The 25536-nt window shown below is 51.6% G+C and carries 28 protein-coding genes and 1 pseudogene; 24 read left to right on the top strand and 5 right to left on the bottom strand.

Annotated features, from left to right (window positions below; genetic code table 11):
* Positions 1-31 precede the first annotated feature (31 nt).
* The 8 genes from ACN0YR_RS16105 (at position 32) to ACN0YR_RS16140 (ending at position 11223) form a co-directional block, all read left to right on the top strand.
* The gene (locus tag ACN0YR_RS16105; protein ID WP_417850254.1) at positions 32-3241 is read left to right on the top strand and encodes an efflux RND transporter permease subunit; all 3210 of its coding nucleotides are present in this window, start codon (positions 32-34) and stop codon (positions 3239-3241) included.
* Positions 3242-3381: 140 nt separating this feature from the next.
* Positions 3382-4068, top strand: a complete 687-nt coding sequence (locus tag ACN0YR_RS16110) for a hypothetical protein (protein ID WP_417850255.1) — start codon at positions 3382-3384, stop codon at positions 4066-4068.
* Between the two features lie 89 nt (positions 4069-4157).
* Complete coding sequence (locus tag ACN0YR_RS16115; protein ID WP_417850256.1) at positions 4158-4670, top strand: hypothetical protein; 513 nt, start codon at positions 4158-4160, stop codon at positions 4668-4670.
* A 74-nt stretch (positions 4671-4744) separates the two neighbouring features.
* Positions 4745-5755, top strand: coding sequence for a cation diffusion facilitator family transporter (locus ACN0YR_RS16120; RefSeq protein WP_417850257.1), 1011 nt, complete (start codon positions 4745-4747; stop codon positions 5753-5755).
* A gap of 961 nt (positions 5756-6716) precedes the next feature.
* The gene (locus ACN0YR_RS16125) at positions 6717-7499 is read left to right on the top strand and encodes a hypothetical protein (RefSeq protein WP_417850258.1); all 783 of its coding nucleotides are present in this window, start codon (positions 6717-6719) and stop codon (positions 7497-7499) included.
* 89 nt (positions 7500-7588) lie between these two features.
* Positions 7589-8821, top strand: coding sequence for an ABC transporter permease (locus ACN0YR_RS16130; protein WP_417850259.1), 1233 nt, complete (start codon positions 7589-7591; stop codon positions 8819-8821).
* Between the two features lie 35 nt (positions 8822-8856).
* The gene (locus ACN0YR_RS16135) at positions 8857-9540 is read left to right on the top strand and encodes an ABC transporter ATP-binding protein (RefSeq protein WP_417850260.1); all 684 of its coding nucleotides are present in this window, start codon (positions 8857-8859) and stop codon (positions 9538-9540) included.
* 195 nt (positions 9541-9735) lie between these two features.
* Positions 9736-11223: a PP2C family protein-serine/threonine phosphatase gene (locus tag ACN0YR_RS16140; RefSeq protein ID WP_417850261.1), complete on the top strand. Its 1488-nt coding sequence runs from the start codon at positions 9736-9738 to the stop codon at positions 11221-11223.
* Positions 11224-11287: 64 nt separating this feature from the next.
* Here the strand turns inward: ACN0YR_RS16140 and ACN0YR_RS16145 are convergent, their stop codons facing one another.
* The 3 genes from ACN0YR_RS16145 to ACN0YR_RS16155 all read right to left on the bottom strand — a co-directional run bounded on the left by ACN0YR_RS16145 (position 11288) and on the right by ACN0YR_RS16155 (position 13521).
* Complete coding sequence (locus tag ACN0YR_RS16145) at positions 11288-12187, bottom strand: hypothetical protein (protein ID WP_417850262.1); 900 nt, start codon at positions 12185-12187, stop codon at positions 11288-11290.
* Between the two features lie 229 nt (positions 12188-12416).
* Positions 12417-12770 (bottom strand): hypothetical protein, encoded by a 354-nt coding sequence (locus tag ACN0YR_RS16150; RefSeq protein WP_417850263.1) that lies wholly within the window; start codon positions 12768-12770, stop codon positions 12417-12419.
* Between the two features lie 490 nt (positions 12771-13260).
* Positions 13261-13521: a helix-turn-helix domain-containing protein gene (locus ACN0YR_RS16155; RefSeq protein WP_417850264.1), complete on the bottom strand. Its 261-nt coding sequence runs from the start codon at positions 13519-13521 to the stop codon at positions 13261-13263.
* A 96-nt stretch (positions 13522-13617) separates the two neighbouring features.
* Between ACN0YR_RS16155 and ACN0YR_RS16160 the strand changes: the two genes are divergently transcribed.
* The 16 genes and pseudogenes from ACN0YR_RS16160 (at position 13618) to ACN0YR_RS16235 (ending at position 23727) form a co-directional block, all read left to right on the top strand.
* Positions 13618-14607, top strand: coding sequence for a DUF5685 family protein (locus ACN0YR_RS16160; RefSeq protein ID WP_417850265.1), 990 nt, complete (start codon positions 13618-13620; stop codon positions 14605-14607).
* A 549-nt stretch (positions 14608-15156) separates the two neighbouring features.
* Positions 15157-15525: a DUF1257 domain-containing protein gene (locus ACN0YR_RS16165; protein ID WP_417850266.1), complete on the top strand. Its 369-nt coding sequence runs from the start codon at positions 15157-15159 to the stop codon at positions 15523-15525.
* Complete coding sequence (locus ACN0YR_RS16170; RefSeq protein ID WP_417850267.1) at positions 15522-15716, top strand: DUF2997 domain-containing protein; 195 nt, start codon at positions 15522-15524, stop codon at positions 15714-15716. Before ACN0YR_RS16165 ends, ACN0YR_RS16170 begins: the two co-directional genes overlap by 4 nt.
* Positions 15717-15724: 8 nt before the next feature.
* On the top strand, positions 15725-16354 hold the full coding sequence (locus ACN0YR_RS16175) for an ATP-dependent endonuclease (protein WP_417850268.1): 630 nt from the start codon (positions 15725-15727) through the stop codon (positions 16352-16354).
* 89 nt (positions 16355-16443) lie between these two features.
* Complete coding sequence (locus ACN0YR_RS16180) at positions 16444-17919, top strand: AAA family ATPase (RefSeq protein ID WP_417850269.1); 1476 nt, start codon at positions 16444-16446, stop codon at positions 17917-17919.
* Between the two features lie 80 nt (positions 17920-17999).
* Positions 18000-18392: a DUF6878 family protein gene (locus tag ACN0YR_RS16185; protein WP_417850270.1), complete on the top strand. Its 393-nt coding sequence runs from the start codon at positions 18000-18002 to the stop codon at positions 18390-18392.
* Positions 18389-18694, top strand: a pseudogene (locus ACN0YR_RS16190) (DUF6915 family protein); the annotation flags it as partial. The gene ACN0YR_RS16185 and the pseudogene ACN0YR_RS16190, both read left to right, overlap by 4 nt.
* Before the next feature lie 99 nt (positions 18695-18793).
* Positions 18794-19738, top strand: a complete 945-nt coding sequence (locus ACN0YR_RS16195; RefSeq protein ID WP_417850328.1) for a hypothetical protein — start codon at positions 18794-18796, stop codon at positions 19736-19738.
* A gap of 10 nt (positions 19739-19748) precedes the next feature.
* Positions 19749-19994, top strand: coding sequence for a hypothetical protein (locus ACN0YR_RS16200; protein ID WP_145196894.1), 246 nt, complete (start codon positions 19749-19751; stop codon positions 19992-19994).
* A gap of 183 nt (positions 19995-20177) precedes the next feature.
* Complete coding sequence (locus tag ACN0YR_RS16205; RefSeq protein WP_417850271.1) at positions 20178-20399, top strand: hypothetical protein; 222 nt, start codon at positions 20178-20180, stop codon at positions 20397-20399.
* 175 nt (positions 20400-20574) lie between these two features.
* A complete protein-coding gene (locus ACN0YR_RS16210) occupies positions 20575-20760 on the top strand; it encodes a hypothetical protein (RefSeq protein WP_417850272.1) in 186 nt (61 codons plus the stop codon).
* A 49-nt stretch (positions 20761-20809) separates the two neighbouring features.
* Complete coding sequence (locus ACN0YR_RS16215; RefSeq protein WP_417850273.1) at positions 20810-21112, top strand: hypothetical protein; 303 nt, start codon at positions 20810-20812, stop codon at positions 21110-21112.
* Positions 21064-21273, top strand: a complete 210-nt coding sequence (locus ACN0YR_RS16220; protein WP_417850274.1) for a hypothetical protein — start codon at positions 21064-21066, stop codon at positions 21271-21273. Before ACN0YR_RS16215 ends, ACN0YR_RS16220 begins: the two co-directional genes overlap by 49 nt.
* Before the next feature lie 81 nt (positions 21274-21354).
* On the top strand, positions 21355-22446 hold the full coding sequence (locus ACN0YR_RS16225) for a hypothetical protein (protein WP_417850275.1): 1092 nt from the start codon (positions 21355-21357) through the stop codon (positions 22444-22446).
* 103 nt (positions 22447-22549) lie between these two features.
* The gene (locus tag ACN0YR_RS16230) at positions 22550-23047 is read left to right on the top strand and encodes a hypothetical protein (RefSeq protein WP_417850276.1); all 498 of its coding nucleotides are present in this window, start codon (positions 22550-22552) and stop codon (positions 23045-23047) included.
* On the top strand, positions 23044-23727 hold the full coding sequence (locus tag ACN0YR_RS16235; protein WP_417850277.1) for a ThiF family adenylyltransferase: 684 nt from the start codon (positions 23044-23046) through the stop codon (positions 23725-23727). The genes ACN0YR_RS16230 and ACN0YR_RS16235 overlap by 4 nt, the downstream gene beginning before the upstream one ends.
* A gap of 134 nt (positions 23728-23861) precedes the next feature.
* On the opposite strand, the gene ACN0YR_RS16240 is transcribed toward ACN0YR_RS16235, so the two are convergent.
* Positions 23862-25214 (bottom strand): tyrosine-type recombinase/integrase, encoded by a 1353-nt coding sequence (locus tag ACN0YR_RS16240; protein WP_417850278.1) that lies wholly within the window; start codon positions 25212-25214, stop codon positions 23862-23864.
* Positions 25215-25217: 3 nt separating this feature from the next.
* Positions 25218-25466, bottom strand: a complete 249-nt coding sequence (locus ACN0YR_RS16245) for a helix-turn-helix transcriptional regulator (RefSeq protein ID WP_417850279.1) — start codon at positions 25464-25466, stop codon at positions 25218-25220.
* Positions 25467-25536 lie beyond the last annotated feature (70 nt).

The raw sequence follows: 25536 nt of genomic DNA on the forward strand, positions 1-25536 counted from the left end.
ACGATCGTGCTGACATGAGGAGAGATGAAGAATGTTAAATGCAATTATTCGATTCGCACTGCGGCAGCGGATGCTCGTCATCGCGGCGGCTCTATTCCTGGTTGGATACGGAACGTGGCAGGCGTTGCAGGCGCCCATTGATGTGTTCCCCAACTTGAACCGTCCCCGTGTTGTGGTGATGACCGAAGTGCCTGGGATGGCACCGGAAGAAGTCGAAACTCTGGTGACGTTCCCGCTGGAAACGGCATTGAATGGTGCCAACGGCGTGCAGGCTGTTCGCAGTTCCTCGGGCGTTGGAATTTCGGTGATTTATGTCGAGTTCGATTGGGGAACCGACATCTATAATGATCGTCAAATTGTCAACGAACGCATCCAGCTCGTCCAGGAACGAATGCCCGAGGGAGTGAAACCAACCCTCGCTCCGATTTCATCCATCATGGGACAAATCCTGATGTTGGGGATGTGGAGTGAAGACGAACAAACCGATGCATTGGAGATGCGTACGATTGCGGACTGGGTGGTGCGTCAACGGCTACTGACGATTCCTGGCGTTTCGCAGGTGTTTACGATGGGCGGAGGGCGCAAGCAGTTCCAGGTGCTTGTCGATCCAGATGCCATGCTGCGGTACGGAGTCGCGCTTCATGAAGTCAAGGACGCCGTTCAAAATAGTAACGAGAATGCGACGGGGGGATACCTCGATGAACAAGGCCCGAACGAATTGCTGGTCCGTGCATTAGGGCGAGTTCAGTCGATTGAAGATCTTCAGAAAGTCGTCGTCACAATTCGCGACGGCAAGCCGATTGCCCTTTCTCAAATCGCCCAAGTCATTGAAGGTCCGCAGGTCAAACGCGGCGATAGTTCTGCCTTCTTGCGTGAAGAAGATGGCGAGTTTTCCGGCGGTCAGTCAGTCATTTTGACGATCAATAAGCAACCCAACGCTGATACGCGTGAAGTGACCGAAAGCGTGATGGCGGCCATTGAGGAACTCCGCCCTTCGTTGCCGGACGATCTTAGAATTCGTCAGTTCTATTCCCAAAAGTCGTTCATTGATCGGGCGATTGAGAATGTCATCGAAGCATTGCGCGATGGTGGCATCCTGGTCGTCATCATACTATTCCTGTTTTTGATGAACTTTCGCACGACGTTTATCACGCTGACGGCAATCCCCCTCTCTCTGGTCAGTACCGCGATTGTTTTCCACTTCCTTGGACTCTCCATCAATACAATGACGCTGGGAGGATTAGCAGTCGCCATCGGTGAGTTGGTCGATGATGCGATTGTGGATGTGGAGAACATCTTCCGACGACTCAGAGAGAACCGACTTAAAGATAAACCGCTGCACCCGTTGCTGGTGGTCTTCCGGGCGAGTGTTGAGGTTCGTAATTCGATCGTGTTTGGAACCATGATCGTGATTCTCGTTTTCGTTCCCCTGTTTGCGCTCACCGGGATGGAAGGACGTCTCTTCACCCCGCTGGGAATCGCTTACATCGTCTCGATTCTCTCATCGCTGGTCGTCTCGCTGACTGTCACACCGGTGTTGTCGTATTGGCTTCTGGCACATCAAAAATCGACTGAGGAAGAGAAAGACGGCTTCTTCCTCAGAGGACTCAAGTGGGTCGGTGACAAGGTGATCCGCTTCAGTTTGCAATTCCCACGGTTGAATCTGACCGTCACGTTGACCGCTGTGGCATTGGCAGGACTGTTTGTGACCAACCTCGAAAAAGACTTTCTTCCGCCGTTTAACGAAGGCGTGATTCAGTTGAATGTTGTGTTGCCACCGGGCACGTCGTTGGAAACATCCAACGCAATCAATCGTCGGGTCGAACAGCGTCTGCTCGAAATCGAAGATATCGAACAGTTTGTTCGTCGGACAGGACGCGCGGAACTCGATGAGCATGCGGAGGGCGTCAACATGAGTGAATACATTGTCGACCTCGATCCGGAGTCGGAACGTTCACGTGAAGAACAACTTGAAGAAATTCGTGAGGCGATGGCAGACATCCCCGGCATCGTGACCGCCGTGGAACAGCCGATTGCCCACCTGATCTCTCACATGCTTTCGGGGGTGAAAGCCCAGATCGGAATCAAGATTTACGGCGACGATCTCGATGTTCTCCGTCGCAAAGCCGACGAAATGAAGGCGGCCATGCAATCGGTGCCGGGAGTGACGGACTTGTTGGTCGAACCGCAGGTCATCATCCCGCAACTGCGCATCGAACTCGACCGCGACAAGTTGCTCCTCTACGGCCTCACTCCGGTCGAGGTCAATGAGTTCATCGAGACCGCCATGAATGGGCAGGTCGTCTCGGAAGTGCTGATGGGACAACGCACCTTCGACCTGTTGATTCGTTTGGACGAGAACTATCGCGAGAACCTTCAGGAACTGAAGCGGCTCACCATTGATCTTAAAGGCGGTGGGAAAGTTCCGCTCGAAGCTGTTGCCAATATCTACGAATCGGGCGGACCCAACACCGTCAATCGAGAGAACGTTCGTCGTCGGATTATCTTGCAATGTAACGTTTCCGAGCGAGGTGTCGTCGATGTTGTGCAGGACATCCAGCGTCAGGTGCAACCAGTCGTGGAATCTCTCCCAACTGGCTATTTCGTCGAATACAGTGGACAGTTTGAATCACAACAGTCGGCGTCACGCATCATCGGAGCGCTATTCGCAGTTTCAATGATTGGCGTCTTTATGGTGCTATTCACCATGTTCCGGTCGGTCAATCTCTCCTTACAGGTGATGGCCGCATTGCCGATGGCGTTTATCGGATCGGTGGCAGCCCTCGTGATCACCGGACAAACGCTGACAGTCGCAGCCATGGTCGGATTTATCTCTCTGGCCGGAATTGCCTCCCGCAATGGCATTTTGTTGCTCAATCATTATCTGCATCTGGTGAAGTACGAAGGTGAAGACTGGAGCAAGAAAATGATTGTTCGCGCCGGGCTGGAGAGGCTCGCACCGGTGTTGATGACCGCACTCACCTCGGGCATCGGACTCGTTCCACTAGTCCTCGCGTCTGGTGAGCCAGGAAAAGAAATCCTTTACCCAGTCGCCACAGTCATCCTGGGAGGCCTGATTAGTTCGACTTTGCTGGACTTTTTTGTCCATCCGGCACTCTTTTGGCTCTTTGGACTCAAAGAGGCTCAGCGAGTCGTCAAAGAATCACAGACTGAAATCGCACTGACCGAAGAACACGACGAAACTCATGGAATCGAACATCCCGTCGCGATTACGACTTAGCAACTGTCCTTTGCCGTTACAAAACAACTCCGCAAATCATGTAACTCTTTCAACCGCATCACGACGACGGTTTATCAAGATGCTTTGATCTCCACAGGACAGGCGATTCACAGCAAACAACTGACTTTAGGAGACGAACGATGAAAACTTTTCAAACAACGATGCTCGCTACCGCTGCTATGCTCGTAATGAGCACGGCTTCATCTGCGATGGCCGAGGAGTCTTTCGTGATTGCCTATCGGCTGGGGAATTGGAAGACAATGGAATTTGAAAATCCAACAACCGCGCAGCAACACCTGCAAGCCGTGAGAAATCTCGGATGTGAAGCACGAGCCGAAAACCATAACGGACATCTGGATGTGATCTATCGTCTTCCCGAGTGGAGGCCGCTGGAATTGGCATCGGACAAGCTGGTCCACGATTGGGAAGGGTGGTTGAAATCTTCAGGTTTTGAAACGATCCATGGTCATGGTGATGATCACGCCCAGGGACATGACGGACATAATCATGCTGCCCACGATCACGCTGGTCATCAACATGGTCCTAACGGAGAAGAGTCGATCGCCTATCGAATGCCCAACTGGAAAACCCTCCATTTTGAAACCGCCAGTGAACGTGACCAGCTCATTGCCATCGCACAAGGGCTCGGGTGTGAAGTTCGTCAGGAATCGCATGCAGGGCACGACGACGTCCTCATCCGATCACCACGCTGGATGCACGCTGAGTTTTCGACGCATGCCATCGCACTCAATTGGGAGCAGTGGATGAAGCGTACGGGCTTCGAAACGCAGCACGAACATGGCGGTGAGCACAATCATGTTCACTGATCACTCGGCAGCACATCGACACCATTCGCCGCGAGTGGTGTCGATGTGCGTCGCTTTTAACTTTCTCTACTCAACTCAAGGATTGCAAAATGAAACGTTTCCCTCATCTCACAACGGCATTAGTCGCATCCCTATCCATTGCAATGATCGGATGTGCGGATAACGAACCTTCCTCTGATGGTCCGATCTCTACCGGTCCACCGGCGACGGTCGACAGTCACGAAGGGCACGATCACCCGACAGAAGGCCCCCATCATGGCTCGCTGATCGAACTCGGTGCCGAAGAGTACCATGGTGAATTCGTCCATGACGAGGAAGCAGGGACTGTGACCATTTATGTCCTCGACAGTGCCGCCAAAGCTGCTGTTCCGATTGAAGCATCTGAAATCACGATCAATCTCAAACATGATGGCAAAGGCGAACAGTTCAAACTCGCCGCCAAACCGGACAGCGGTGACGCAGAAGGAAAATCGTCGCGATTTATTTCCTCAGATAAGGAACTCGGAGAAGACCTGCATAGCGAGGACGCTGAGGCAACTCTTGTCCTGTCCATCAACGGGAAATCGTATCGTGGGAAAATCGCTCACGATCATGCGCACTAATTTGTCAGGTCAAGACTGGACGACCCACCGACTTGATTTTCCAGTCAGTTCAAACTCTAGCCCCCCACAGTAGAATGTCATCCCCATCCGCAACGACTAAGAACGAAGAATCGCCATCGATCGACCATGACCACTCGGGGCATACACATAGGATGACCCGCAGTGGCGAGGTGGTGGACGTTAGCGATTCGCGCCTGTTGTGGTCTGTGGTTCTCAACCAGATTTTGACATTGGGACAGGTGATTGCCGGAATCATGTCCGGGAGCGTCGCTTTGCTCTCGGACGCAGCTCACAATTTCAATGATGCCAATGCCCTGTTGATTGCGTGGATCGCTCGGCGCATTTCTCGAAAGGAATCAAACGAACGTTACACGTTTGGATATCGGCGAGCCGAACTCATCGGGGCAACGATCAATCTGACGCTTTTGGCAGTCATCGGGTTGTACCTGGTCTACGAAGGAATCAATCGCATTTTCTATCCGCAGGAGATTATCGGCTGGTTAATGGCCGCGGCGGCGATCCTGGCCCTCGTCGTTGATGTGGGCACAGCCTTGCTGCTGTGGGCAATGAGTCGCGGATCGCTGAACGTGAGAGCGGCTTTCATTCACAACATTGTCGATGCTCTCGGATCGTTAGGAGTTCTAATTGGAGCAGGAGCGATCATCTGGCTGAAGTGGAATTGGGTTGATCCAGCATTGACGTTATTGATTTCCGGCTACGTGCTATATCAAGTGGTCGTGATGCTGCCGCAAGCAACACGTGTGTTGATGGAGGGTACACCGACCGATTTTGACCTCGATCATCTCGTCAAGGATGTCACCGCCATCGATCAAGTCATCGACCTGCATCATCTGCATGTCTGGCAACTCGACGAACAACACATTGCACTGGAAGCTCATATCGTCATCAAACGCCAGAACGCTGGCGACTTGGAGACCATCAAGAAGTCGGTCAAAAATCTTTTGAAGGACGAATTCGACATCTCTCATTCAACTCTCGAATTTGAGTTTAATGAGGAGCGAACACAGCAGGACCACACCTGTCAGCTTGATGCGGGCGCATCAGGTCTGTCCCCTGGAGATTAAGTCATTTAGCCAGAACACTTTGCAATGATGATATTATAAATTGAGTTCGTGTTCAGAATGAGCGATATCAGTACGATTTTCGCTGACGTAGTTTCGCCCAAAGTCGAGACCCATTGAGGAGGCATCCAACCCTGAGTTTTTCCTCTAGACTCACTGCTCCATGTCCGATAAATAGAGATAACCGTTGTTCTCATCTTTCACGTTCTCATCCCAACAATTGAACTCCTCGGATTTCATGTTTCGCAACTTCCTCATTCTCTGGACCGTGTCGGCAGCCATTTTTCATGTGCTGTTGGGATGCTGTTCACCGTATGTGGGTTGTTGTGCCTATGCCTGCACAATGTGTGTCGATTCTTCTTCGTCTGAGTGCAAAGGTGACTGCTCCGCCTCTGATTGCGATGAAGCGGAGAATCACGAATCAGAACAGGGAAGCAATCTTTCATCGTCCCCATGTGGGAACAGTCATCCGAGCCCACCAAAGCCATGCGATGACGTTGACTGCCAGTTTGTGTTTGCACCTCGGACCGATGACACCTTAGACACACTTTCAACCGACTTGCTGGCAACAGTTCAAAACGTCTGCCCGGCTTCGTTTGTTCTTGACGTGTTGCCTCGCCTCACTCGGCTTGAGCGACCGGATCAATTCTTGACAACTTCTGAACCGCTATACGCTATCAAGCAGGTTTGGTTGGTCTAACGCTCTTGTAGACCAATATTCTTCTTTCATCCGCATGGATTGGCGCGCTGTGTTGAGCGATCTTTCCATCCGTCCTTCGTGATACCCGGCGGCTGTCGAATTACTTCCAGTTGCCGCAGTCACTGTTCTCACTCTCAAAACTACGTTCATGGAACCTCGTCCTCGACGTCCCCGTTGAGCGATGGTAATCGAATGCAGAATCGGATTCGTCGAGTCGGTTGTTGCAGTCTCAATTCACACTCGGCATAGAAAAGGATTTCAATCATGACTAGAAATACGCAAGCACTCACAGTCGCGTTCATGCTGATTGCAGGAGCGCTTCCCTTGAGCCATCAAGCAACCGCTGCTGAATTCAGCGCGGGGCAACAAGCAGTTGAATCGAATGCCCAGAATGGGAAGTTTAGTTTTGTCCTGTTTTATCGCAGTAATGATTCCGCGACTCAGTCGATGCAGCAAGTCCTTCAATCGACCCTTGCGAGTCGACAGGACGCAGCGATCGTGCCCGTTCAAATTAACGATAACCGCGAACAAGCGTTAATCAGTAAGTTTGATGCGACTCGGATACCGATGCCTGCCGTGGCTGTGCTTGCTCCGAACGGGGCGATCGCGAGTGTGTTTCCTCAGCGAGTCACTCCTCAGCATCTCACTGCTGCAATTGTTTCTCCCGCGCAGGCGAACTGCCTGAAAGCACTTCAGGAACAGAAGATTGTTTTGTTGTGTGCTCATCCAGACGGCCAAAAAGTCGTTCCAGCCGGTGTGACTCAGTTCCAGAACGACGCTCTGTTCAAGAAACGAACCGAAGTCGTCACTGTCAATGCAAACGATCCGGCGGAAGCGCGCTTCCTGCAGCAGCTTCGCATCCGTACCGATCAGCCAAGTTCGGTTGTGGCGTTCATGGCCCCTCCGGGAGTGATGCTCGGTCTCTATAACGAAAATGTGACTCACAATATTCTGGCTCAAAAACTGGCTGCCGCCGGTAAGTGCTGCGACGATGCGAATTGCAAGCACATTAAGGCTGCTGGTGGAACACAAGTACCACGCCGCTAATTCTATTTCTTCAAGCACGGGAATCGCTTCATTGCAGACAACGCGATTCCCGTGCTTTCCTTAATACTCAACACTTAGGGGTGGATTCCATGAAACTTCGTACACTCATCTGGAAAGAACTCTGGCAACGTCCGACGACAATGCTAACAAGTTTATTAACGGTGACGCTCGGCGTCGCTGCACTCGTTGCGATTCAAAATATTACGGTCTCTTCAGAACGGAAAATTGCCGGTGACATGGAGTCGCTGGGAGCGAACGTCCTTGTCTTACCCGACAATGTCTCGTTGCAGGATTATTATTCTGCCGACATGCACGGTCAGACCATGCCCGAAGAGTATGTCACCAGGTTGGCACTGGCTCGGATGCCGGGAGTGGAAAACCTTGCTCCGAAACTTTGCGTCGCTGCAACGGTGGACTCGATCCCCGTCACCCTCACTGGGATTCTTCCGCGTTCGGAGTTTCAAGCGAAATCGGCGTGGCAGGGCCTGAACCTCATCGCAAATCCAGTCGGTTCCGATCGAGGATGCTGCCCCACTGCGACTTCCGTCGGAGATGGCGATAGCGAAAGCCCAGCAGATCTCGCGACCACACGATCCATTCAAACTCTCGGAAAACGAGAGGTGATCCTCGGTGCTGATATTGCAACGCAACTCGGGACGGAAAATGGAGACAAACTTAATCTGTTGGGAGAAGATTTCGAGGTCCTCACAATCCTTCCTGAGACAGGAACGGTCGATGACAGTCGCCTGTTTGCACATTTACATTCCGTTCAAGATCTCTCCGGTTCAGGACCAGTCATCAACGTCATCGAAATTATGGCGTGCTGTGAGGACGCAGCCGGTGATCTCATCGGCAACCTTTCGGCGGAACTTCCTGAGACCCGTATCGTGACCATTGCACAAGTCGTGGAGACACAGGTCGCCGTCAACGGATTGATGTCGAGTCTCTCCTGGGTTTTCTTTTCGATCCTACTACTTGTTGGTGGAGCGAGTATCGCCAGTGTCATGTTCGCTAATGTCACCGAACGACGCAAAGAAATTGGCACACTCATGGCATTGGGAGCGGGGCGTCGGTTTGTGACGCAACTGTTTCTCGGTAAAGCCACCCTCCTTGGAGTCTCGGGCGGGTTGATCGGATTTTTGACCGGGACGGTTGTCGCAGTCGTCCTTGGACCGCAACTCCTCGGAATTGCTGTCCGCCCGATGCCACAACTGCTGGCCATCGGCATGGTCACAGCGACAGTCGTCTCATTGCTTGCCAGCTACTTTCCCGCTCGGAAAGCAGCGGGACTCGATCCCTGCCTCGTGTTCAACGACGCGTAATTCTCAAACTGGTCATTGGACCAAGGAGCTTTTTCATGTATCAACTTAAAGAGGTCACGAAGACCTACACGCGTCGCGGTGAGACCGTGACAGCTCTCGATCATTCGAACCTGGCGATTGCCGACAACGACTTCGTTGCGATTGTCGGTCCCAGTGGCAGCGGAAAGACAACGATGCTCTCCGTCCTCGGCGGCATGATGGCTCCGACCTCGGGACAAGTCATCCTCGATGGGCAATCCCTGTATGATCTCTCCATCGAAGAACGAACAGCCGTTCGGGGAGAAAAGATCGGATTCGTGTTTCAAACCTTCAACTTAATTCCTTATCTCTCCGCTTGCGAGAATGTGCAGGTGCCGTTGTTGCTGTCAGGCAAGACTCCTGATGAACAACGAAAACGTGCACTGGAAATGCTCGACCGTGTCGGATTGTCTGACCGGGTCGATCACAAGCCCAATGAACTCAGCCAGGGACAGCAGCAGCGTGTGGCGATGGCCCGCACTTTGGCGAATGATCCGCAAATCATCCTGGCTGATGAGCCGACCGGGAATCTCGACTCTGAAACCCGTCAACAGGTGATGGAATACCTGACCGAGTTTCATCAGGACGGTCGTACCATTATCATGGTGACCCACGACAGTGGCTCCGCAGCCTATGCGAAAAGAACAATCCGCCTCGTCGATGGTGTTGCCTTGGATGTGAAGGATGCAAGAGCTGCCTAATCAAACCTGTCGGTTCACAATTGCGATTCCGTGTTGCAAGTTCTGACGCGTTGCTTCCGACGCCAGGAACTTGTACACGGTTTTTCAAAAGTTATTGACCACGCTCTGTTAACAAGATGCTTGGAAGTGTTTTCACGCACAACTATCAAAGAACATGTCATCAATTCGTCCAAAGAAGTGATTGTGGAACCATAAATGTTGAAGATTCGACAACCGGATTCATCACTAAACGGCTCACGATCGATACGAACTCAGCTGTTATGGTCAGTCAACCTGACGTTGGGAATTGCCATACTTTGTCTACTCTCTTTTCATTATCAAAAAGAGATGAGCGGCGAGTCACGTAAAAAATTCGAAAATCTCCGCGACGAAGCGATTGCAATCCACACAGCAGTCAATCATCTTGCTCTCAATCACGACTCCGGCGAAATACAACGCTACATCGATGGGGTTTGTAACCGTATTTGTTCAGGCAATCCCTCTGGACATCGGATCACTGTTAAAGTGGACGGGAAAGTGTTGCATTCCCACAAACATGCCGAAGACGCCCCGAACATTCTTGAGGTTATTAGTGAAGCGGCAGTTTCACCTGATCATCAAGCAGTGATCCATGATCGTGCTATTGTTGTAGGCAGCCATATTGAAAATGGGATCAGTGTATTCGTCTCTGAAGATTTGGCAGATGCTCGCAGGGCGATTCGCACACACCTCCTGACACAACTAGGAGTATTAGCAATACTTGGAATCGGCGCTGCAGTCATCGTGAATATCGTCCTGCTTCGTATCGTTGATCGTCCATTGAAGCGTCTTGTACAACGGGTCGAACAGATTGCGGTGGGGGAGTACGGGCTCACGACAAAACCGTTCGGTTGTCGTGAGCTTCAAAATCTTTTTCGGGCGATTAACTCAATGAGCGAACGACTTCAGTTCAATGAAAGAGAAAGACATCAACAGTTGGAGAAAGCGCAGAGAATCCAACAGCACTTGCTGCCCGATGCAGTGGCAGTCCCAGGAATCCGCATCGCACACTCGTTCAAACCGGCAGATGTTGTGGCGGGGGATTACTACGATTATCTCCCGCTGTCCGATGGATCATGGTTGATTTGTCTGGCCGATGTGACGGGACACGGAATCCCGGCCGCTATGGGAGCAGCGATGTTGAAATCCATCCTTCTGGGCGTAACAGAAGAAGAACCTTTCGAGTTGATTTCAATCGTTCAGAAAGTCAATCGACGATTTGCAGCGACTGTACTTCCCGGAAACTTTGCATCAATGTTTCTCGCTCAGTGGACACCTGCTAAGCAGGAATTCTCATGGGTCAGCGCGGGTCATGAAACTGGAATTCTGCTCACCGAACGAAACACAGTACAAGAACTTTCCAGTACCGGGTTGCTACTGGGCATCGATGAGAAAGCGAATTACGAGCAGCAAACAATCACGCTCGCGCCCAACCAAAGAATTCTCTTGTTCAGTGATGGAGCTACTGAAACACTCAGTCTTTCAGGTGAACTCTTTGGACGTGAACGACTACTTGAATGCTTTCGTCGCCATCGAGAAGCACGAATTGAATTTGCTCTTGCCAAAATTGAAGAGCAACTGGATTCCCACCGAGGGACCGCGAACTTGTCGGACGACTTGACACTGATTGCCATGGAATTCGCGGAGATGAACGACAGCGAATAAAAAACTGCCTGACAACTCTTGGTGAATTGCAGGCAGTGGATTGTCTCAGTCTATTGTTTTGAGATCATGGAACGGTTGGAGGTGGGGGGGAACCAATCGCGTTTGGATTTTGATTGGTTGGAACCGCTTGTCGAAAGGTCGGACTATTCGATGGTGCTGATTGCTGGAATCCCGAACCGGCGGGCGGAGGCGCTTGTCCGTTTGCAGGGCCTCCCGGTGGTGGAGCTTGACCATTACCAGCGTTGACGCCTGACTTGCGGACTCCGACATCATTCATGAGATGATGCAGTGTTGATTCGATGTAATCCATCTTCGTCAAGATTCCGAGATTTCCAACCTGTCGATGATGGTGACGGCTCCAGCCTCGCACATCGTCTTGAACATGGTGGAACAATTCATCAAGACCACCAAGTCGTGATGCGATGGCGTCGCGATAATGCTGATGTTCAGCGTCGTGAATGTATTTCGCGACTTGCAGGATTTCGTAAGCTTCAGCATATGTTTCACGGAATCCATGATTGTGTGAGTAATTGAAATGGAGATCCAGACAGAGTTCATTTGTTAGTTCTTCGAGACGAATTGCCAGATCATCGACGTGTGAAAATCCACCGAATTCGATCTGCACAGGTTTAGCAGTACGATGAACATGCCCATGCGGATCAGCTGCTGTAGTACGTGAAGGATAGTAATAATGATGGCCATCATGCGAATAGTAAGCCCCTGAGTTCCCCGAGTTATAGTGTGGGACCACATGAGTTGAATTCGGATGAACTACGTCATGGTGATAGCGTTGGATGACGTGCCCATGACTATCCCGCACAACATGATCATGATGATCGATGTGCGCTCCTCCCGAGTAGCGTGGTTGATAGCGACGATGAACATGCTGAGCTTCGACAGTACTAGCTGTCCACACCAATGCCAGCCCGGCCATTGTCAGAAATGTTGCGGCGTTCGTTTTCACAGGACTCTCCTCTGTTGAAATTGTGAGACATCCTGTCATCGATTTGGCCCGCTGCTCCGCAACAGGTATTTACCTCTAGTCAATTATGCCTATCTCATTACCAATCATTCAAGGTTAGAGCTGAATTCTTTGAGTTAGACACGAGGTGAGGCGTGGAGGCAAATTCAGGAAAACCTGCCCCCAAAGCTCTGACGCCATAATGCATGCCAAGCTCCTACCGACAGCTCATTTAATGTCTGTGCCCCGATCGATGAAAATCATAGTGGCCTGGAGTGTAGTCGAGATGTCCTCGATGCCGCTGAACTGTTGGGGGATGGTAGTCGTAATGGCTGGTGTCATGGTACGAGCGACCATATCCGAAAGAAGGATAGGAACCATAGTTTGACCGATAGCCGTTGTTAAATCTGGATCCGTAGTTGCCGTAATTTCGTGAGTAAGAGCGACCGTACCCCCCGTGAGAATAGGCACCGCCATAGTTGTTGTAACCGTTTCCCCAACTGACTCCGAATCCGGAAGCCTGAGCTGATGATCCCATCAGTATTGTGGCAGTCAGGACAGCACTCAATGCAAGTAAACGTTTCATCGTTCTATCTCCTCGTTAAGACTTCGATTTCAAGTGAATCGCAATTTCGCGATGTACCAATGAATTGCACAAGCGATGCCAAACCGGCAAATATTGCCGATTTCTCCTTTCCGCAGCGAATACAGTCAGATCGATGCAATTGAGGGCTTGAAGTCGATGAATCGGTGTCGCGTTTGGGAGTTTGGTGTCGTCAAAGCGATCTCGGGAAGGCAACTTTGACTCCGGTTTGATTGAGAACCAGCTTTGAGTCCAGACAAAACTGGGCGAAAGTCGATCTTATCAACGAGGCACAGAAGCCCGGTTCCATTGATGTGACTCACTGGAGCGAGTCGATTGCGGTGATTGAACAACCAACTTTTTTTTTTGGAATCCTTCCAACATCAAAAGGAAGCCATCTGTATCTTTCTTGGTGTTAGAAAGCATTCGCGCGAGACCGACCAGCAATTTCTGGCTCTTGTTTCGGCTGGTTTACCGTTCAATCGCCAACTGTCTATTTCGCCTTCCCATTCACCGACAACACCTTTTCCAAGGTCATCGCGAAATCTGAGAGTTTGATGCCGAGGACTTCGCACACATCGTAGAGTTCGAGAATGTCGAGTCTTCTTTCTCCAGACTCGTATTTGCTTACGAAGGATTGTGGGCGGTTGAGTTGAATGGCCACATCCTCTTGGCGTAGACCCGCCCGACTCCGAGTCTCTCGCAGGAGACTCAAAAGTTTCTGTTGTCGTGCGGTGTAGAGATTCTTTTCCACTCACCCTTCCTTCAAAGTTGAAGGGCGAATCTACATCCCGCTTGAGGATATCCCATTATCGGATACACTGGTCTGGTCAGCGCAGCTCCGTATCAGATGAAAGGCCAAGACATGTTCGGGATCTTGAAACCACAAGCGAATCTTTTGACTCGCGAAGAATACCGTCAGTACGTTTCCGCCTACTGCAATCTATGTGGTCTATTACATCACCGGTATGGCCTAAAATCTCGCTTCCTTGTGCTTCACGATGTTGCGACCTTGTGGTGGCTTCTCGATCATCAAAATAAATCACGACAGCTGCGGATGGGAAATTGTGTCCGTGGCGGTGTTGGCAAGCTCAAGGACGGGGAAGTCTCGGAACTGCAGCAACTTCTCGCTGCCATCAGCGTCTACACCATTTCCATCAAGGTCAAGGATGACATGCAGGATGATGGCGGTCTTCAAAGTCGGATTCTGCACTGGAGCTATCAAAGTGTTTTCGAAGAAGCTCGTCAGGATCTGCGAAACCTTGATTTCGATGTCGATCAGATGGAGTCAATCCTTGCACAACAACAAGCGGTTGAAGCTCGCCGCGAACCGAACTTCGAGTCCGCAGCTGAACCAACCGCTCAGGCCTACGGGCTGCTTGCGACGGAAATCGTCGAGCGTTGTGAATCGCATCTGGACGCCGCACAAGCTCGGCAAATCGGAGAGCGTTTGGGACGATCCGTCTATCTGGTCGATGCCATCCAAGATTTTGAGGCGGACGCGGGAACGAATTATAACCCGCTTTGCTATGCCGTGGGAAAACAGATTTCGACGTTGCCGAGCCGGATTAAGAATGACGTCCTCTTGTATCTTGGTGAATGCCTCAAACAGGGACGGGAAACGATTGGCTCGCATTGGAAAAGTTCTTGGCATGCCGTCGAACGTGCTTTGCTGGCGTCGGCTGGAGTTCGTGATCAGCGATCGGTCACATTGTATCTTGGATGCTGCATTCCTTGCGGACCGGGCGGAGTTTATGTTGATGACAAAGATTGTGCAGGTTGTGAAATAGCGTGTTGCGTGTGTGGATTTGCGTTATTCAGTCTATGCTGTGGAAACTGAGTGGCGATCCGCATGGAATTTGATGAATCAGTGTGAATCGAGTGTTGCTGCTGGTCAATTCAGCTAAATTCAGTGAGGAAACGCGGCAAGTAAGGTGAGACTCTGGTATAGCTATTGGCTCCCATTCTTATTCTTGCCAATAGCGGATAGAGCGAGATTCGTTCGCAGTCCCTGGTAAGGCATTTTGCCCAATGGGACAGGAAATGTTCCGTTCGACTCGGTGAACCTTCTCGACAGAAACAGACTCGGTCATCCGTGATACGAATTGACGGAGGCAACGACGATATTAATCGTTAGCGATCACTTGGAAATATGTTCTTCGTCGCGATCCGTTCTTCAGAGGCAGAGTTGTCACTGCCGGATGGCTAAATTCAGAGCAGAAACGCGGCAAGTAAGTTGATACCTGTGGTGTAGCTTTGAGAAGGTGATTCTCAGCTGTGTGAAAGCCCCATGAAGACCGGAAATGGCCGGTTTTTGCGGGGCTTTTCTTATGGGCGGGGCCGATGGTCGGTTCCGTGATCAGATTTCTTAAATGTGGAGGACGAGTGTATGTCGCACATTGTTTCGATTCAGACGGAGGTTCGTGATCCGGTGGCGATTCGGTCGGCGTGTAATCGCCTGAAATTGCCGGAGCCGGTGTTTGGGGAGGTGAAGTTGTTCAGTAGTTCGGCGACGGGATGGGCGGTGCGATTACCGCAGTGGCGGTATGCGGTTGTCGCTGACGTGAACACGGGAAAGCTCGCCTTCGACAATTACAACGGTCGGTGGGGTGAACAGAAGCAACTTGATCGGTTCCTGCAAAGATACGCGGTTGAGAAAGCCTCTTTGGAAGCGCGCAAGGCGGGGCATTCTGTGATCGAACAACCCTTGAAAGATGGTTCAATCAAATTGACCGTGAACGTGGGAGATGCTGTATGAGCAAGACGATCGAAATCACCATCGCACCCAATGGTCAATCACGAGTGGAGACGAAGGGCTTCGTTGGCAATGAATGCCTGGAAGCCAGCCGGTTCATCGAACGGTCACTCGGCCAACATCTCGACGAACAATTGACGTCCGAGTTCTATGCCAGCCAGAAGGCGGAAACTCAGCAACATCACCACGAGTAGGAGGGACGATGAGTGAACCTCACAACACGTCACTCCCAGTGTTGATACTGTTAGAGGGGCCGCATGATGTGGAATTCTTGCGACGCATCAGCCGGGTACTCGCCGAAGTCGATCCCGCTGTTCCCAGTCTCGCAACTCTGGAACAATCACATGAGATTGCCATTCTCCCTCTGGGTGGCAACGGACCACAGCCGTGGATGCAACGATTGACGCCGCTTTGCCGGTCGGCATTCTCACTGTTTGATCGTGAGATGCCGCCGGAAAGCGAGCAACGTCGATTGGCTATAGACAACCTCAACTCACTGCCGAAGCATCGTTCGTTCATGACCGGCAAGCGGAGCCTGGAGAACTATCTGCATCCCCAGGCGATTAGCGACGCTCGCAACGTGTCGGTGAACTTTGGCGACGATGATGACGTGGCCGAACTGGCTGCGTTGGAGATTCTGCGTAGTAAAAGAATTCAGCGCGAATGGACGTCGCTGTCGTTACGGACTCGCAAACGACTCCGCAATCAGGCCAAGCACTGGCTCAACCGGGACGTCGTCGATTGCATGACCCCTCAACGATTGGCTGACAGCGATCACGCGGGCGAGGTCACTTCGTGGCTGCATGCCATTGCTGAACTCGTCAATCAGTGACGCTTCATTCCTGCCGATGCGACATCTCTTCTAGCGGTAACTCTTGCTGCTGGAATTTCCCCCTTTTCACTTCATGAAGGAGAATACCTATGACATTGACTGATCGACTCGGAGAGTACGTGCGGGCTTGCTTTACCGGGCTGTGGGTCGAGAGCCATGAGCATCAGGATGCGCTGGTGGCGATTGCGCAGTTATGCCGTCAGGAGGAATGGCGGTTGGCAACGTGGGACATTGAACAAGGATTGAAGGTCACCGGTGCTGAGATTGAAGCAGCCGGAAACGATCCGTTAGCGGCGATTCGTGCTGTCAACTCGTTGGCCACACCGGACGGCACTGCGATCCTGGTGCTACAGAACTTTCATCGGTTCTTGCAATCAGCCGAGATCGTGCAGGCACTCGCTCAACAGGTCGTCGCGGGAAAGCTGAACCGCACAATCGTGGTGATCCTGTCACCCGTCGTGCAGTTGCCTGTCGAACTCGAAAAGCTGTTCGTGGTGCTGGAGCATGACTTGCCCGACCGTAAACAGTTGGCACACATCGCACGTGGCATTGCCACGGAAGAATCCGAACTGCCCGAGGGCCAGGAACTGGAAACGGTACTCGACGCGGCGGCGGGACTGACACGAATGGAAGCCGAGAATGCCTTCAGCCTGTCATTGGTTCGACACGGTCGCGTGACGCCGGATGCGGTCTGGGAACTGAAGACACAGACGCTCAAGAAGTCCGGTTCGCTCGAACTGCATCGTGGTCAAGCGAACTTCAGCAGCCTCGGCGGACTGTCGGCGTTGAAGTCGTTTTGCAAGCGGTCGCTCTTGCAACCAAGTCGCGGGAAGCGTTCGCAGCGTGCGCGGGGTGTGTTATTACTCTCTCCACCGGGTTGTGGGAAGTCGGAGTTCTGCAAGACGCTCGGTAACGAAGTTGGTCGACCGGTGTTAATCCTCGACATCGGTAGCCTGATGGGTTCACTGGTCGGTCAGTCAGAAGAGAGAACACGGCAAGCCCTGAAGGTCATCGACGCGATGGCTCCTTGTATTGTCATGCTCGATGAAGTGGAGAAAGCGTTTGCGGGTGTCAACGGCAGCGGTGATTCGGGTGTCTCGTCACGGATGTTCGGGACATTTCTGGGTTGGCTCAATGACCATGAGTCCGATGCCTTTGTCGTTTGCACAGCCAACGATGTCTCGAAGTTGCCGCCAGAGTTCGGGCGTAGTGAACGCTTTGATGGCATCTTCTTTCTCGACCTGCCCAATCGAGAAGAGAAGGACGCGATCTGGAACATCTATCTCGATCGGTTCGAGATTAACCGCGACCAGAGGATGCCGGATGATGCCATCTGGACTGGTGCGGAGGTCAAAGCCTGCTGCCGATTGTCGGCATTGCTTGATGTCCCATTGCTGCAAGCGGCCCAGAACGTCGTACCGGTGGCTGTCACGGCTGCGGAATCAGTAGAGCGTCTGCGGACATGGGCGAGCGGTCGTTGCCTTTCTGCAAATCATGCGGGTGTGTACCAAGCGTCCATTGAAGGCAATCCAAAACGTCGAAAGATCGAGCCTTCAACAAACTAACTTCGAAGCATTTGACAACTTCAGAGACATTCTGAGGAGGACCAAGCCCATTAACATTTCAACCTTAAAAGGAGCCCGACATGCCTGATCCTGAACCATTGGCTGATGCCCTCAGCTGTTGGCAAAAGAAACAACGTGAACAAGAACTTATTGCTCGCGAGAAACTTCGCGACGCCTGTAATCAACTTGCTGATCTGGGAGTGGACAAGGTCGTCATCAGTTATGACGGCTACGGAGATTCGGGAACTGTGGAATCTCCGATTGCATATTGTGGCGAAGATTCGTTTGATCTCTCGGACGAACTCAAAGAGGTTTTAACGGATACGGCGGATGCGAATCTGCCATGCGGTTGGGAGATCAACGATGGTGCGTTCGGCGAGTTGACGCTTGACGTACAAGCGCGCAAGTTGACCCGTGAACACAATTGGCGAGTGACCGAATACCAGACCGAGGAGGAGGACATTCCACTTTGAACCCGTATCACCATGCCCTTTCATCCGCGCAGAAGTTTGGCGGAATAGTCGATGACTACCTGCCAATTCATCAGTGGTTCGACGAGAGCAAAGCCTTCTTTCCCGACTTCAGACACCGTGCTCTCCGTCATCATGCGGAGGGCATTTTTCTTTGTGAGCGACTATTCGGCGCGACGATCACGAATAGCGACGACCGTGAGATTTCGACCCGATTCATCGGTGAGCAACATGTGAAGGAAGACCTCGGTCGGATTCCGACAGTACAGGACTGGCTGAGTTGTCTGGCTCCAGAACGCTGGATGCTGACAGCCGGGGGGCCAGAGAAAACAAAAAATCTACTGACAGAGACAAAGACAGATCAGTGGGACCTGTCTCCAGCTCTCTACTACAAGGATACAAATATGACAACACTTCTGGATGATTCCTATACGCGGCAGATGACAGCCCCGAGTGATCGACTCCGTGCGACAATGGCAGCGGCGCGGCTCAGCTTCACCTGGCTTGGTGTACGGAAGTCACTGACGTCGGCACAGAAGAATCAGGCCGCCGATTCGTTTGGTGCGGAAGGAAAGTATCTCTCTGCTGGAAAGAAACTTCTCGACACATCCCATCCTGCGTTCAAAGCGGTGACAGTCATTCGAGGTCGAACAATTGCTTATTGGAAAGACGTATCGCTGCCATTTCCAGAAGCTGGCATCCGCCTGATCCGGCAAGACTCGATCTCTGAGTTCGATCTGCAAGTGGCGGAGTTTCGAGATGAACTCGATGATGCCGTTGCGGAACTGAACCGACACTATGGCGAACTGCGGTTGGCTGCGCGAGATCGGTTGGGTGACTTGTTCGATGCCAGCGACTACCCGACGACATTGATCGGGATGTTTGCCATAGAGCATGACTATCCATCGATCGAACCGCCGAACTACCTGCGGCAACTCAGCCCGGAACTTTACGAACAGGAATGTCGCCGGGTGCAGTCACGGTTTGACGAAGCCGTGCAACTCGCTGAACAGGCATTCCTGGATGAAATCACGAAACTTGTCGAACATGTCACCGAACGGCTCAGCGGTGAGCATAATGGCAAGCCCAAAGTCTTTCGTGATTCAGCCATCACGAACCTCACGGAGTTCTTCGAGCGATTTCGCACGTTGAATATCCGATCCAATGAACAGCTTGACGAACTGGTCGTTCGTGCCCAGCAAATTGTCGGTGGCGTCGAGCCGCAACAACTGCGAGACAGTGGTGCCCTGCGACAACAGATTGTGACGCAACTCTCAGGCGTGCAGTCTTCACTCGATGGTCTGCTCGTGGACCGCCCCCGCCGCAACATTCAGCGTCGACCTCGATAAGGAGGTCAACATGCAGATTGTTGTGCAACACGATGGTTCCGTGCGGTGTCTCTACGACGAAACACTCGACCTGCATGGCCTGGGTCAGCTCGCTATTACCCGAGGCAGTCATGTGGAACCAACCCCCGCTGGTCAGTGGACCGCCGATCTTTCCCCCGTCGATGGTCCCGTCCTCGGAACGTTCTCAACACGTAGCGAGGCACTTGATGCTGAAGTCGCGTGGCTACTCGACAACTGGCTCGTAACAGCAGAGTAGCAACAACTTATTGGTGCCACGCGTTACGACCTGGATTGAATGTTGACACCCGAGTCAACAAAGGCCCCTGTTTTTGAGTGGCCAAGTAAAAGTTTCTGCCTCGCGTGTAGCGGGGCGGTTGTGTTTCTTCACGACCGTCCTGTGTTGGGCGGTCGTTTTCCCTCTGTACCAAGGATTGAACGAATGACTCAACAAGAAATTGATCGTGCTGTCTGCGTCGCTACCGGCGAATGCCTGTGTGAAGTTCAGCAGCGGGGATTCAGTATTGCTGATCCTCTCGACGTAAATTTTGACCCCGAGCCCGATTTTCTACCGCCGAGTATCGTCGATTGGGACGAGATCGAACTACATCGCAATGTCGCAGTCATTAACCAACCGCGAAAAGCCAACTGTCGACTCATATAGGCTGTCCAGTGACATCCGGTTCGAAGGAAATATCGATGTCGAAGAACTCCAATGAAAGGAGGCTAAAACCATAATTGATTCGAGACGCCCCACAACAAGCAAATTTGCCTCTGGACAAATCCTCTGCACGCCCCATCTGCTCGAAGAAGTTTCGAGAGCCGAGATTCAACGGGCGTTGCAACGTCATCTCAGCGGTGACTGGGGAGATTGCGAGCCCGAGGATGCCATTGCGAATGACCGCGCCGTGAGTGAAGGGACAAGACTGTTTTCTGTATATCACTCATCGAGCGGAACAAAGTTCTGGATCATCACTGAAGCAGATCGCTCAGCGACAACCGTGTTGCTGCCAGACGATTATTAACCATCACAATGTTTCCCATTTTTGACGACCCAACCGAAAGAACAGACTTATGAAGATTTTGTTTATCAATAACGATGGAGCCGGCTTCGCTGATCAGATTGAAGTCAAAGATGAAACATCCATCACGCAATTATTTCAAGACCGTGTTCCACATGGAAAGCCGCAGGACTACCTGATTCGCGTCAACCGGCAACCGACGACAGCGGACTATGTCCTGCGGGACGGAGATCGCGTCTCCATCACACCGACGAAAATCGAAGGGGCGTTCCAACGTCCGATCATCACTACAACAAAAGGAGAATCATGGGCGCACGACAACGCCTCAACAGTTTGTATTTCATTGGAGTTCTGATCGTTGCGACGATTATCGGCGGAACAGCGAACTCCTGGGCAGTGTTCCTCATCGTCGCAGGCGTGTTGATTGCCACAGCGATCAATAGTGGTGACATCCGTCTCACGCCAACGGTTCGACCTCAACGACGAAGACGACGTCCGCAGCACCGCAAACGATGACTTTCTACGACGGGGACATCTGCACAATGCTCGCAGGTGTCCCCGTTTCTGTTTCAGATATCCAACACAGGAGGGCTTGACATGATCTTGTCGAACGCTGATCGCGAACTTCTGAACGCAGCGATCGAATTGAAGCATGCCTATGACACGCAGAAGTTGTCTCCAACACCAATTACACCACTTCCAGCACATCATTGGGAGAGACTCCAAAGACTTGAACGTCAGATCAAAATCTCCGCAGAAAGAGATTATGCTGCTGCGAATCAACGGACGAGTCAGCTCTATCTTGAGCAACTACGAATACTGCTTCTTGAATTGAACTCCATTGAAGCACAGCTCGGACAAAGACCAAAAATCACCCCGAAGCCGTCACTTCGATTCTTATATGAGGAGTTGCAATCTCTCGCAGATGAATTCATCGAGGTCGATATCGACCGTGCATTGAAAGAGGTTGTGGTCTTTACTGATCGTGTGGTTCTCGAAGGGATTGACCTCGGTCAGTTTGAGATCCGATTGTCCATTACCCGCATCAGGGAATCTCAGCCCTATCGAGTCATGGCAATTGAAAGCAACACGGCGAGCAGCGATGACAACGTACCCCATCCCCACATTCAGGGTGAGAATCTGTGTGTGGGTGACGGTTTGCCATCAATCAACAATGCCCTCGCAACAGGTCGCCTATGTGACTTCTTTCTGACAGTTCGCCAAATCCTCCAGACCTACAATGCGTCTTCGGCCTACGTCGCACTCGAAGACTGGAATGGAGTCACCTGCGGCGATTGTGGAGAGATGGTCGATTCCGGTGACAGTTACTGCTGCGAAAACTGTCATAGTCGCACGTGTGACTACTGCACACGATCGTGCAATGAGTGTGACGTTTCGTTGTGCTGCGAATGCAGCGACGTTTGCAAGGACTGTGATCATGGCTTCTGTCGGAGTTGCCTGGAAGTCTGCGAACAGTGCGAACAATCGACCTGCCATCAATGCCTTGAAAACGAACTTTGCGAGAGCTGCCACAACCTTCAACAGGAACAAGACGATGCCGAACAGAAAGACTCACCCCATGACGCGCCGACACCTCAGGAGACCGCGACGGAAACGTCACGAGAAATCGAAACGTCCCAGGCTGCGGTTCAGCCCGTACGCGTGGGCGAAGCTGTTATTTCTGCGTGACGCTGGTCCCACGGAAGTAGGTGGATTCGGCATTGCTTCGTCAGAGGACCTCTTGCTTGTAAAGGACCTGGTATTAATTGAACAGCAATGTACGGAGGTGACCGTGGAGTTCGCGGACAGGGCGGTCGCAGACTTTTTCGATGACCAGATCGACCTCAATCGTCGTCCCAAACAGTTTGCTCGGATCTGGATTCATACACACCCCGGTGATTCTCCGCGCCCTAGCAGTGTTGATGTGGAGACATTCGAGCGAGTATTCGGTCATTGCGATTGGGCCGTGATGTTCATCATCGCTCAGAGCGGAAAGACCTACGCTGAACTCTACTGGCGACATGGTGGACCCGCATCGCTACGGATGCAGGTCGATGTCGATTACACGCAACCGTTCTTGAGTTCTGATCATGAGACATGGGCAGATGAGTATCACACCTGCGTGACTGACCATTCAGCTCTCATTTCTTCATCCGAGATTGAATGGGATGAGTGGCTCATCGAGAACTGGGAAAGCCCAGAGATGTTCGCGGACCCTGCTGAAGATTTCGTTCCACAAGAGACTGACATTGACGAATTCCAACATCAATCCAATCAGGAGTACATATGACCGCGACAGATAGATTCACTCGTCAACGCGATCTCGTGCCACGCGACCGACTCGACGATCTCAAGGTGACCGTGATCGGCGTCGGTGCGATTGGTCGTCAAGTCGCCATCCAACTCGCCTCCATCGGAGTTCGTCAAATCCAACTCATCGACTTCGATACCGTCGAAGCGACGAACATCACGACACAAGGCTATTTTCAGGACGACCTCGGGAGGACTAAAATAGAAGCCACTGCCGAGCAGATTCAGCGCATCGATCCCAACATTCACACCTGCGCAATCCACGACCGCTATCGCCCACAACATCATGTGGGAAATGCCGTCTTCTGCTGCGTCGACTCGATTAACAGCCGCGCCGCTATTTGGAAGTCAGTCAAAGACCGTTGCCAATTCTGGTGCGATGGCAGAATGCTCGGTGAGACAATCCGAGTTCTCACCGCCACGCCCGCAGTTCCAGAATCCCAAGCTCATTACTCCTCCACCCTGTTCCCCCAATCCGAAGCCCAAACCGGTACCTGCACCACCCAATCCACCATCTACAACGCCAACCTCGCCGCCGCATTGATGCTCCACCAGTTCACCCGTTGGCTACGAGGTCTTCAAATCGAGTCTGAGCAGCTCGTCAACATACTTGCTGCGGAGATGACATCGACATCTCTCAAACCGATGAAAAATGCATAAACACTTTTCGTAGGATTCGAGTCGATCACAAAGGTCCTTGTGGCGTTTTTGTGGCGTTGCAATACCCTAACAATCGCATTCTTCAAGCTGCACCATGAAACGCATTGCACTGTAAGTTTATGAAAATTAGAGACTTACAGTAAATCGACGTAGCACTGAATTGTGCCACCGGAGAATCCCCCTCTCTCCGCTTTGTCATGAGGTGCCACCTGATGACAAGCAGTGCCTAAACCCTTGCTAATGCAAGGGTTTTTGTCATTTGGGTGTGGGTGGTCAGTGTCATCCAATGACACCGAATGCTGATCAAAGACGCCCGAGATACAGCGCATTTGCAGCGCATGCTGATCATCAGAATTCTGATCGACATCCGGGTTCGCATTGAACTGTTCAGTTGGCAGGTTGGCGACGGCTTTCGCCTGATCCTCAATTCCGATGTGGGTATACTTCATTGTCTGCTTAATGTCCGAATGGCGAGCGAGTTGTTGAGCTTCTGGCAGCGACGCACCGTTTCGCAGTAGCTCAGTAATATGCGTATGGCGACCGGCAGCGTGAAAATCCGCGATTCCATGTTCATTTCTGTAGGGGATTCCGACTCGCTCCAAATCTTTCTTGACCATAAGCCAGGTTCGTTTCTTTTCCAAATCAGGAAAGAGCTTTTGTTTCGGCTTGAACCCTTTCAACCATGACGTCAGCAGCTGGACGAACTCTGGATGCAACGGCAGAACATCTTGTTTGCGATGCTTCGAATTGGCGGCTTCGACTGTGACTGTCGGAGGATTGCTTGCGAGGTTAAAACTCTGCTTCGTCAGGCTGCCTAATTCTTTGCGTCGTAAACCCGTCATGTAGGAAGTGATGTAGACCCTGGCTCGCTCTTCTCCACGATAGCCATTCACACGACAGTCACTTTCCCGAGCGGACTTGACCAACATCGCGAATTCAGTTTCACTCAATGCTCTGCGAGGATGTCGAATATCCAGATCAGCGTTCAAACGCTCGATGCCAACGAGCGGATTACTTGCCAATCGTTTTGATTTCACGCACCAATTGCAGAACCTATCGATTGCCTGAATATAATGGTTGTAGGTTCGGGGTGCTAAGTTCTGATCTTCGCGGATTTCTTTGAGAAACTCCGTGACCGCTTCCTCATTGATATCTCCGAGCGTTTTGAATTCACAACCATCCACAATTCGATTTAAGCGAAACATTGTTCGTTTCACGTATTCGTCACTCCTTTCAGAGAGTGTCTTTTCAAACTTTTTGATCAACTGATCTAGTGGAGAACGTTTTTTCTCAGCAAGCTTTTCCTGTTCGACATCGACAATCCCTGTTTTGCGGAGCATCGCTTCGGTTTCGAGCTTGGATGCCAGTTGTTCGGTCAGTGCTTTGTCGGTGAACCCTTTCTTCGTCTTCCTTTTGCCCTCATAATCCGTGTACTGAATCCAGTACGGCTGGTTCTTTTTCTGTTTGCGTTTGAAGATCGATGCCATGACTTATCCTTTATTTTTATTCTGCACGTTCTTTTGAATTGGACAACCCGCTTGAATCCAGTTTTCGATATCTGACTCTCGCCATCGTACCCCTCCTCCGACGCGGACTGGTTCTGGGAGCTGACCTGAGCTGCGCATTCGCCAGATCGTGCGATTTGAGACTTTCAGCAACGCTCCGATCTCATCGACCGTCAGCAATTGTGGACAATGGGAAGAGGAAGATGTGAGCGTTTCTTCTATGGGTTCAGACATGCTTGGACTCCCGATTTCATGGTGTTTGAGTAGAGTTTGAAGCTCTTCCTGGAACGTAGCTTTCTGTGTA

Source organism: Thalassoglobus sp., assembly GCF_048270125.1.
Lineage (GTDB): Bacteria > Planctomycetota > Planctomycetia > Planctomycetales > Planctomycetaceae > Thalassoglobus.

Bases quoted from the DNA above. Each gene is read 5' to 3' on its own strand.
- ACN0YR_RS16225 (WP_417850275.1), top strand. From the start codon at position 21,355: ATGATCTTGTCGAACGCTGATCGCGAACTTCTGAACGCAGCGATCGAA.
- ACN0YR_RS16200 (WP_145196894.1), top strand. From the start codon at position 19,749: ATGCAGATTGTTGTGCAACACGATGGTTCCGTGCGGTGTCTCTACGAC.
- ACN0YR_RS16165 (WP_417850266.1), top strand. From the start codon at position 15,157: ATGTCGCACATTGTTTCGATTCAGACGGAGGTTCGTGATCCGGTGGCG.
- ACN0YR_RS16110 (WP_417850255.1), top strand. From the start codon at position 3,382: ATGAAAACTTTTCAAACAACGATGCTCGCTACCGCTGCTATGCTCGTA.
- ACN0YR_RS16135 (WP_417850260.1), top strand. From the start codon at position 8,857: ATGTATCAACTTAAAGAGGTCACGAAGACCTACACGCGTCGCGGTGAG.
- ACN0YR_RS16105 (WP_417850254.1), top strand. From the start codon at position 32: ATGTTAAATGCAATTATTCGATTCGCACTGCGGCAGCGGATGCTCGTC.
- ACN0YR_RS16180 (WP_417850269.1), top strand. From the start codon at position 16,444: ATGACATTGACTGATCGACTCGGAGAGTACGTGCGGGCTTGCTTTACC.
- ACN0YR_RS16215 (WP_417850273.1), top strand. From the start codon at position 20,810: ATGAAGATTTTGTTTATCAATAACGATGGAGCCGGCTTCGCTGATCAG.
- ACN0YR_RS16130 (WP_417850259.1), top strand. From the start codon at position 7,589: ATGAAACTTCGTACACTCATCTGGAAAGAACTCTGGCAACGTCCGACG.
- ACN0YR_RS16175 (WP_417850268.1), top strand. From the start codon at position 15,725: ATGAGTGAACCTCACAACACGTCACTCCCAGTGTTGATACTGTTAGAG.
- ACN0YR_RS16240 (WP_417850278.1), bottom strand. From the start codon at position 25,214: ATGGCATCGATCTTCAAACGCAAACAGAAAAAGAACCAGCCGTACTGG.
- ACN0YR_RS16160 (WP_417850265.1), top strand. From the start codon at position 13,618: ATGAAAGGCCAAGACATGTTCGGGATCTTGAAACCACAAGCGAATCTT.
- ACN0YR_RS16125 (WP_417850258.1), top strand. From the start codon at position 6,717: ATGACTAGAAATACGCAAGCACTCACAGTCGCGTTCATGCTGATTGCA.
- ACN0YR_RS16140 (WP_417850261.1), top strand. From the start codon at position 9,736: ATGTTGAAGATTCGACAACCGGATTCATCACTAAACGGCTCACGATCG.
- ACN0YR_RS16195 (WP_417850328.1), top strand. From the start codon at position 18,794: ATGACAACACTTCTGGATGATTCCTATACGCGGCAGATGACAGCCCCG.
- ACN0YR_RS16170 (WP_417850267.1), top strand. From the start codon at position 15,522: ATGAGCAAGACGATCGAAATCACCATCGCACCCAATGGTCAATCACGA.
- ACN0YR_RS16205 (WP_417850271.1), top strand. From the start codon at position 20,178: ATGACTCAACAAGAAATTGATCGTGCTGTCTGCGTCGCTACCGGCGAA.
- ACN0YR_RS16120 (WP_417850257.1), top strand. From the start codon at position 4,745: ATGTCATCCCCATCCGCAACGACTAAGAACGAAGAATCGCCATCGATC.
- ACN0YR_RS16220 (WP_417850274.1), top strand. From the start codon at position 21,064: ATGGGCGCACGACAACGCCTCAACAGTTTGTATTTCATTGGAGTTCTG.
- ACN0YR_RS16150 (WP_417850263.1), bottom strand. From the start codon at position 12,770: ATGAAACGTTTACTTGCATTGAGTGCTGTCCTGACTGCCACAATACTG.
- ACN0YR_RS16115 (WP_417850256.1), top strand. From the start codon at position 4,158: ATGAAACGTTTCCCTCATCTCACAACGGCATTAGTCGCATCCCTATCC.
- ACN0YR_RS16245 (WP_417850279.1), bottom strand. From the start codon at position 25,466: ATGTCTGAACCCATAGAAGAAACGCTCACATCTTCCTCTTCCCATTGT.
- ACN0YR_RS16235 (WP_417850277.1), top strand. From the start codon at position 23,044: ATGACCGCGACAGATAGATTCACTCGTCAACGCGATCTCGTGCCACGC.
- ACN0YR_RS16185 (WP_417850270.1), top strand. From the start codon at position 18,000: ATGCCTGATCCTGAACCATTGGCTGATGCCCTCAGCTGTTGGCAAAAG.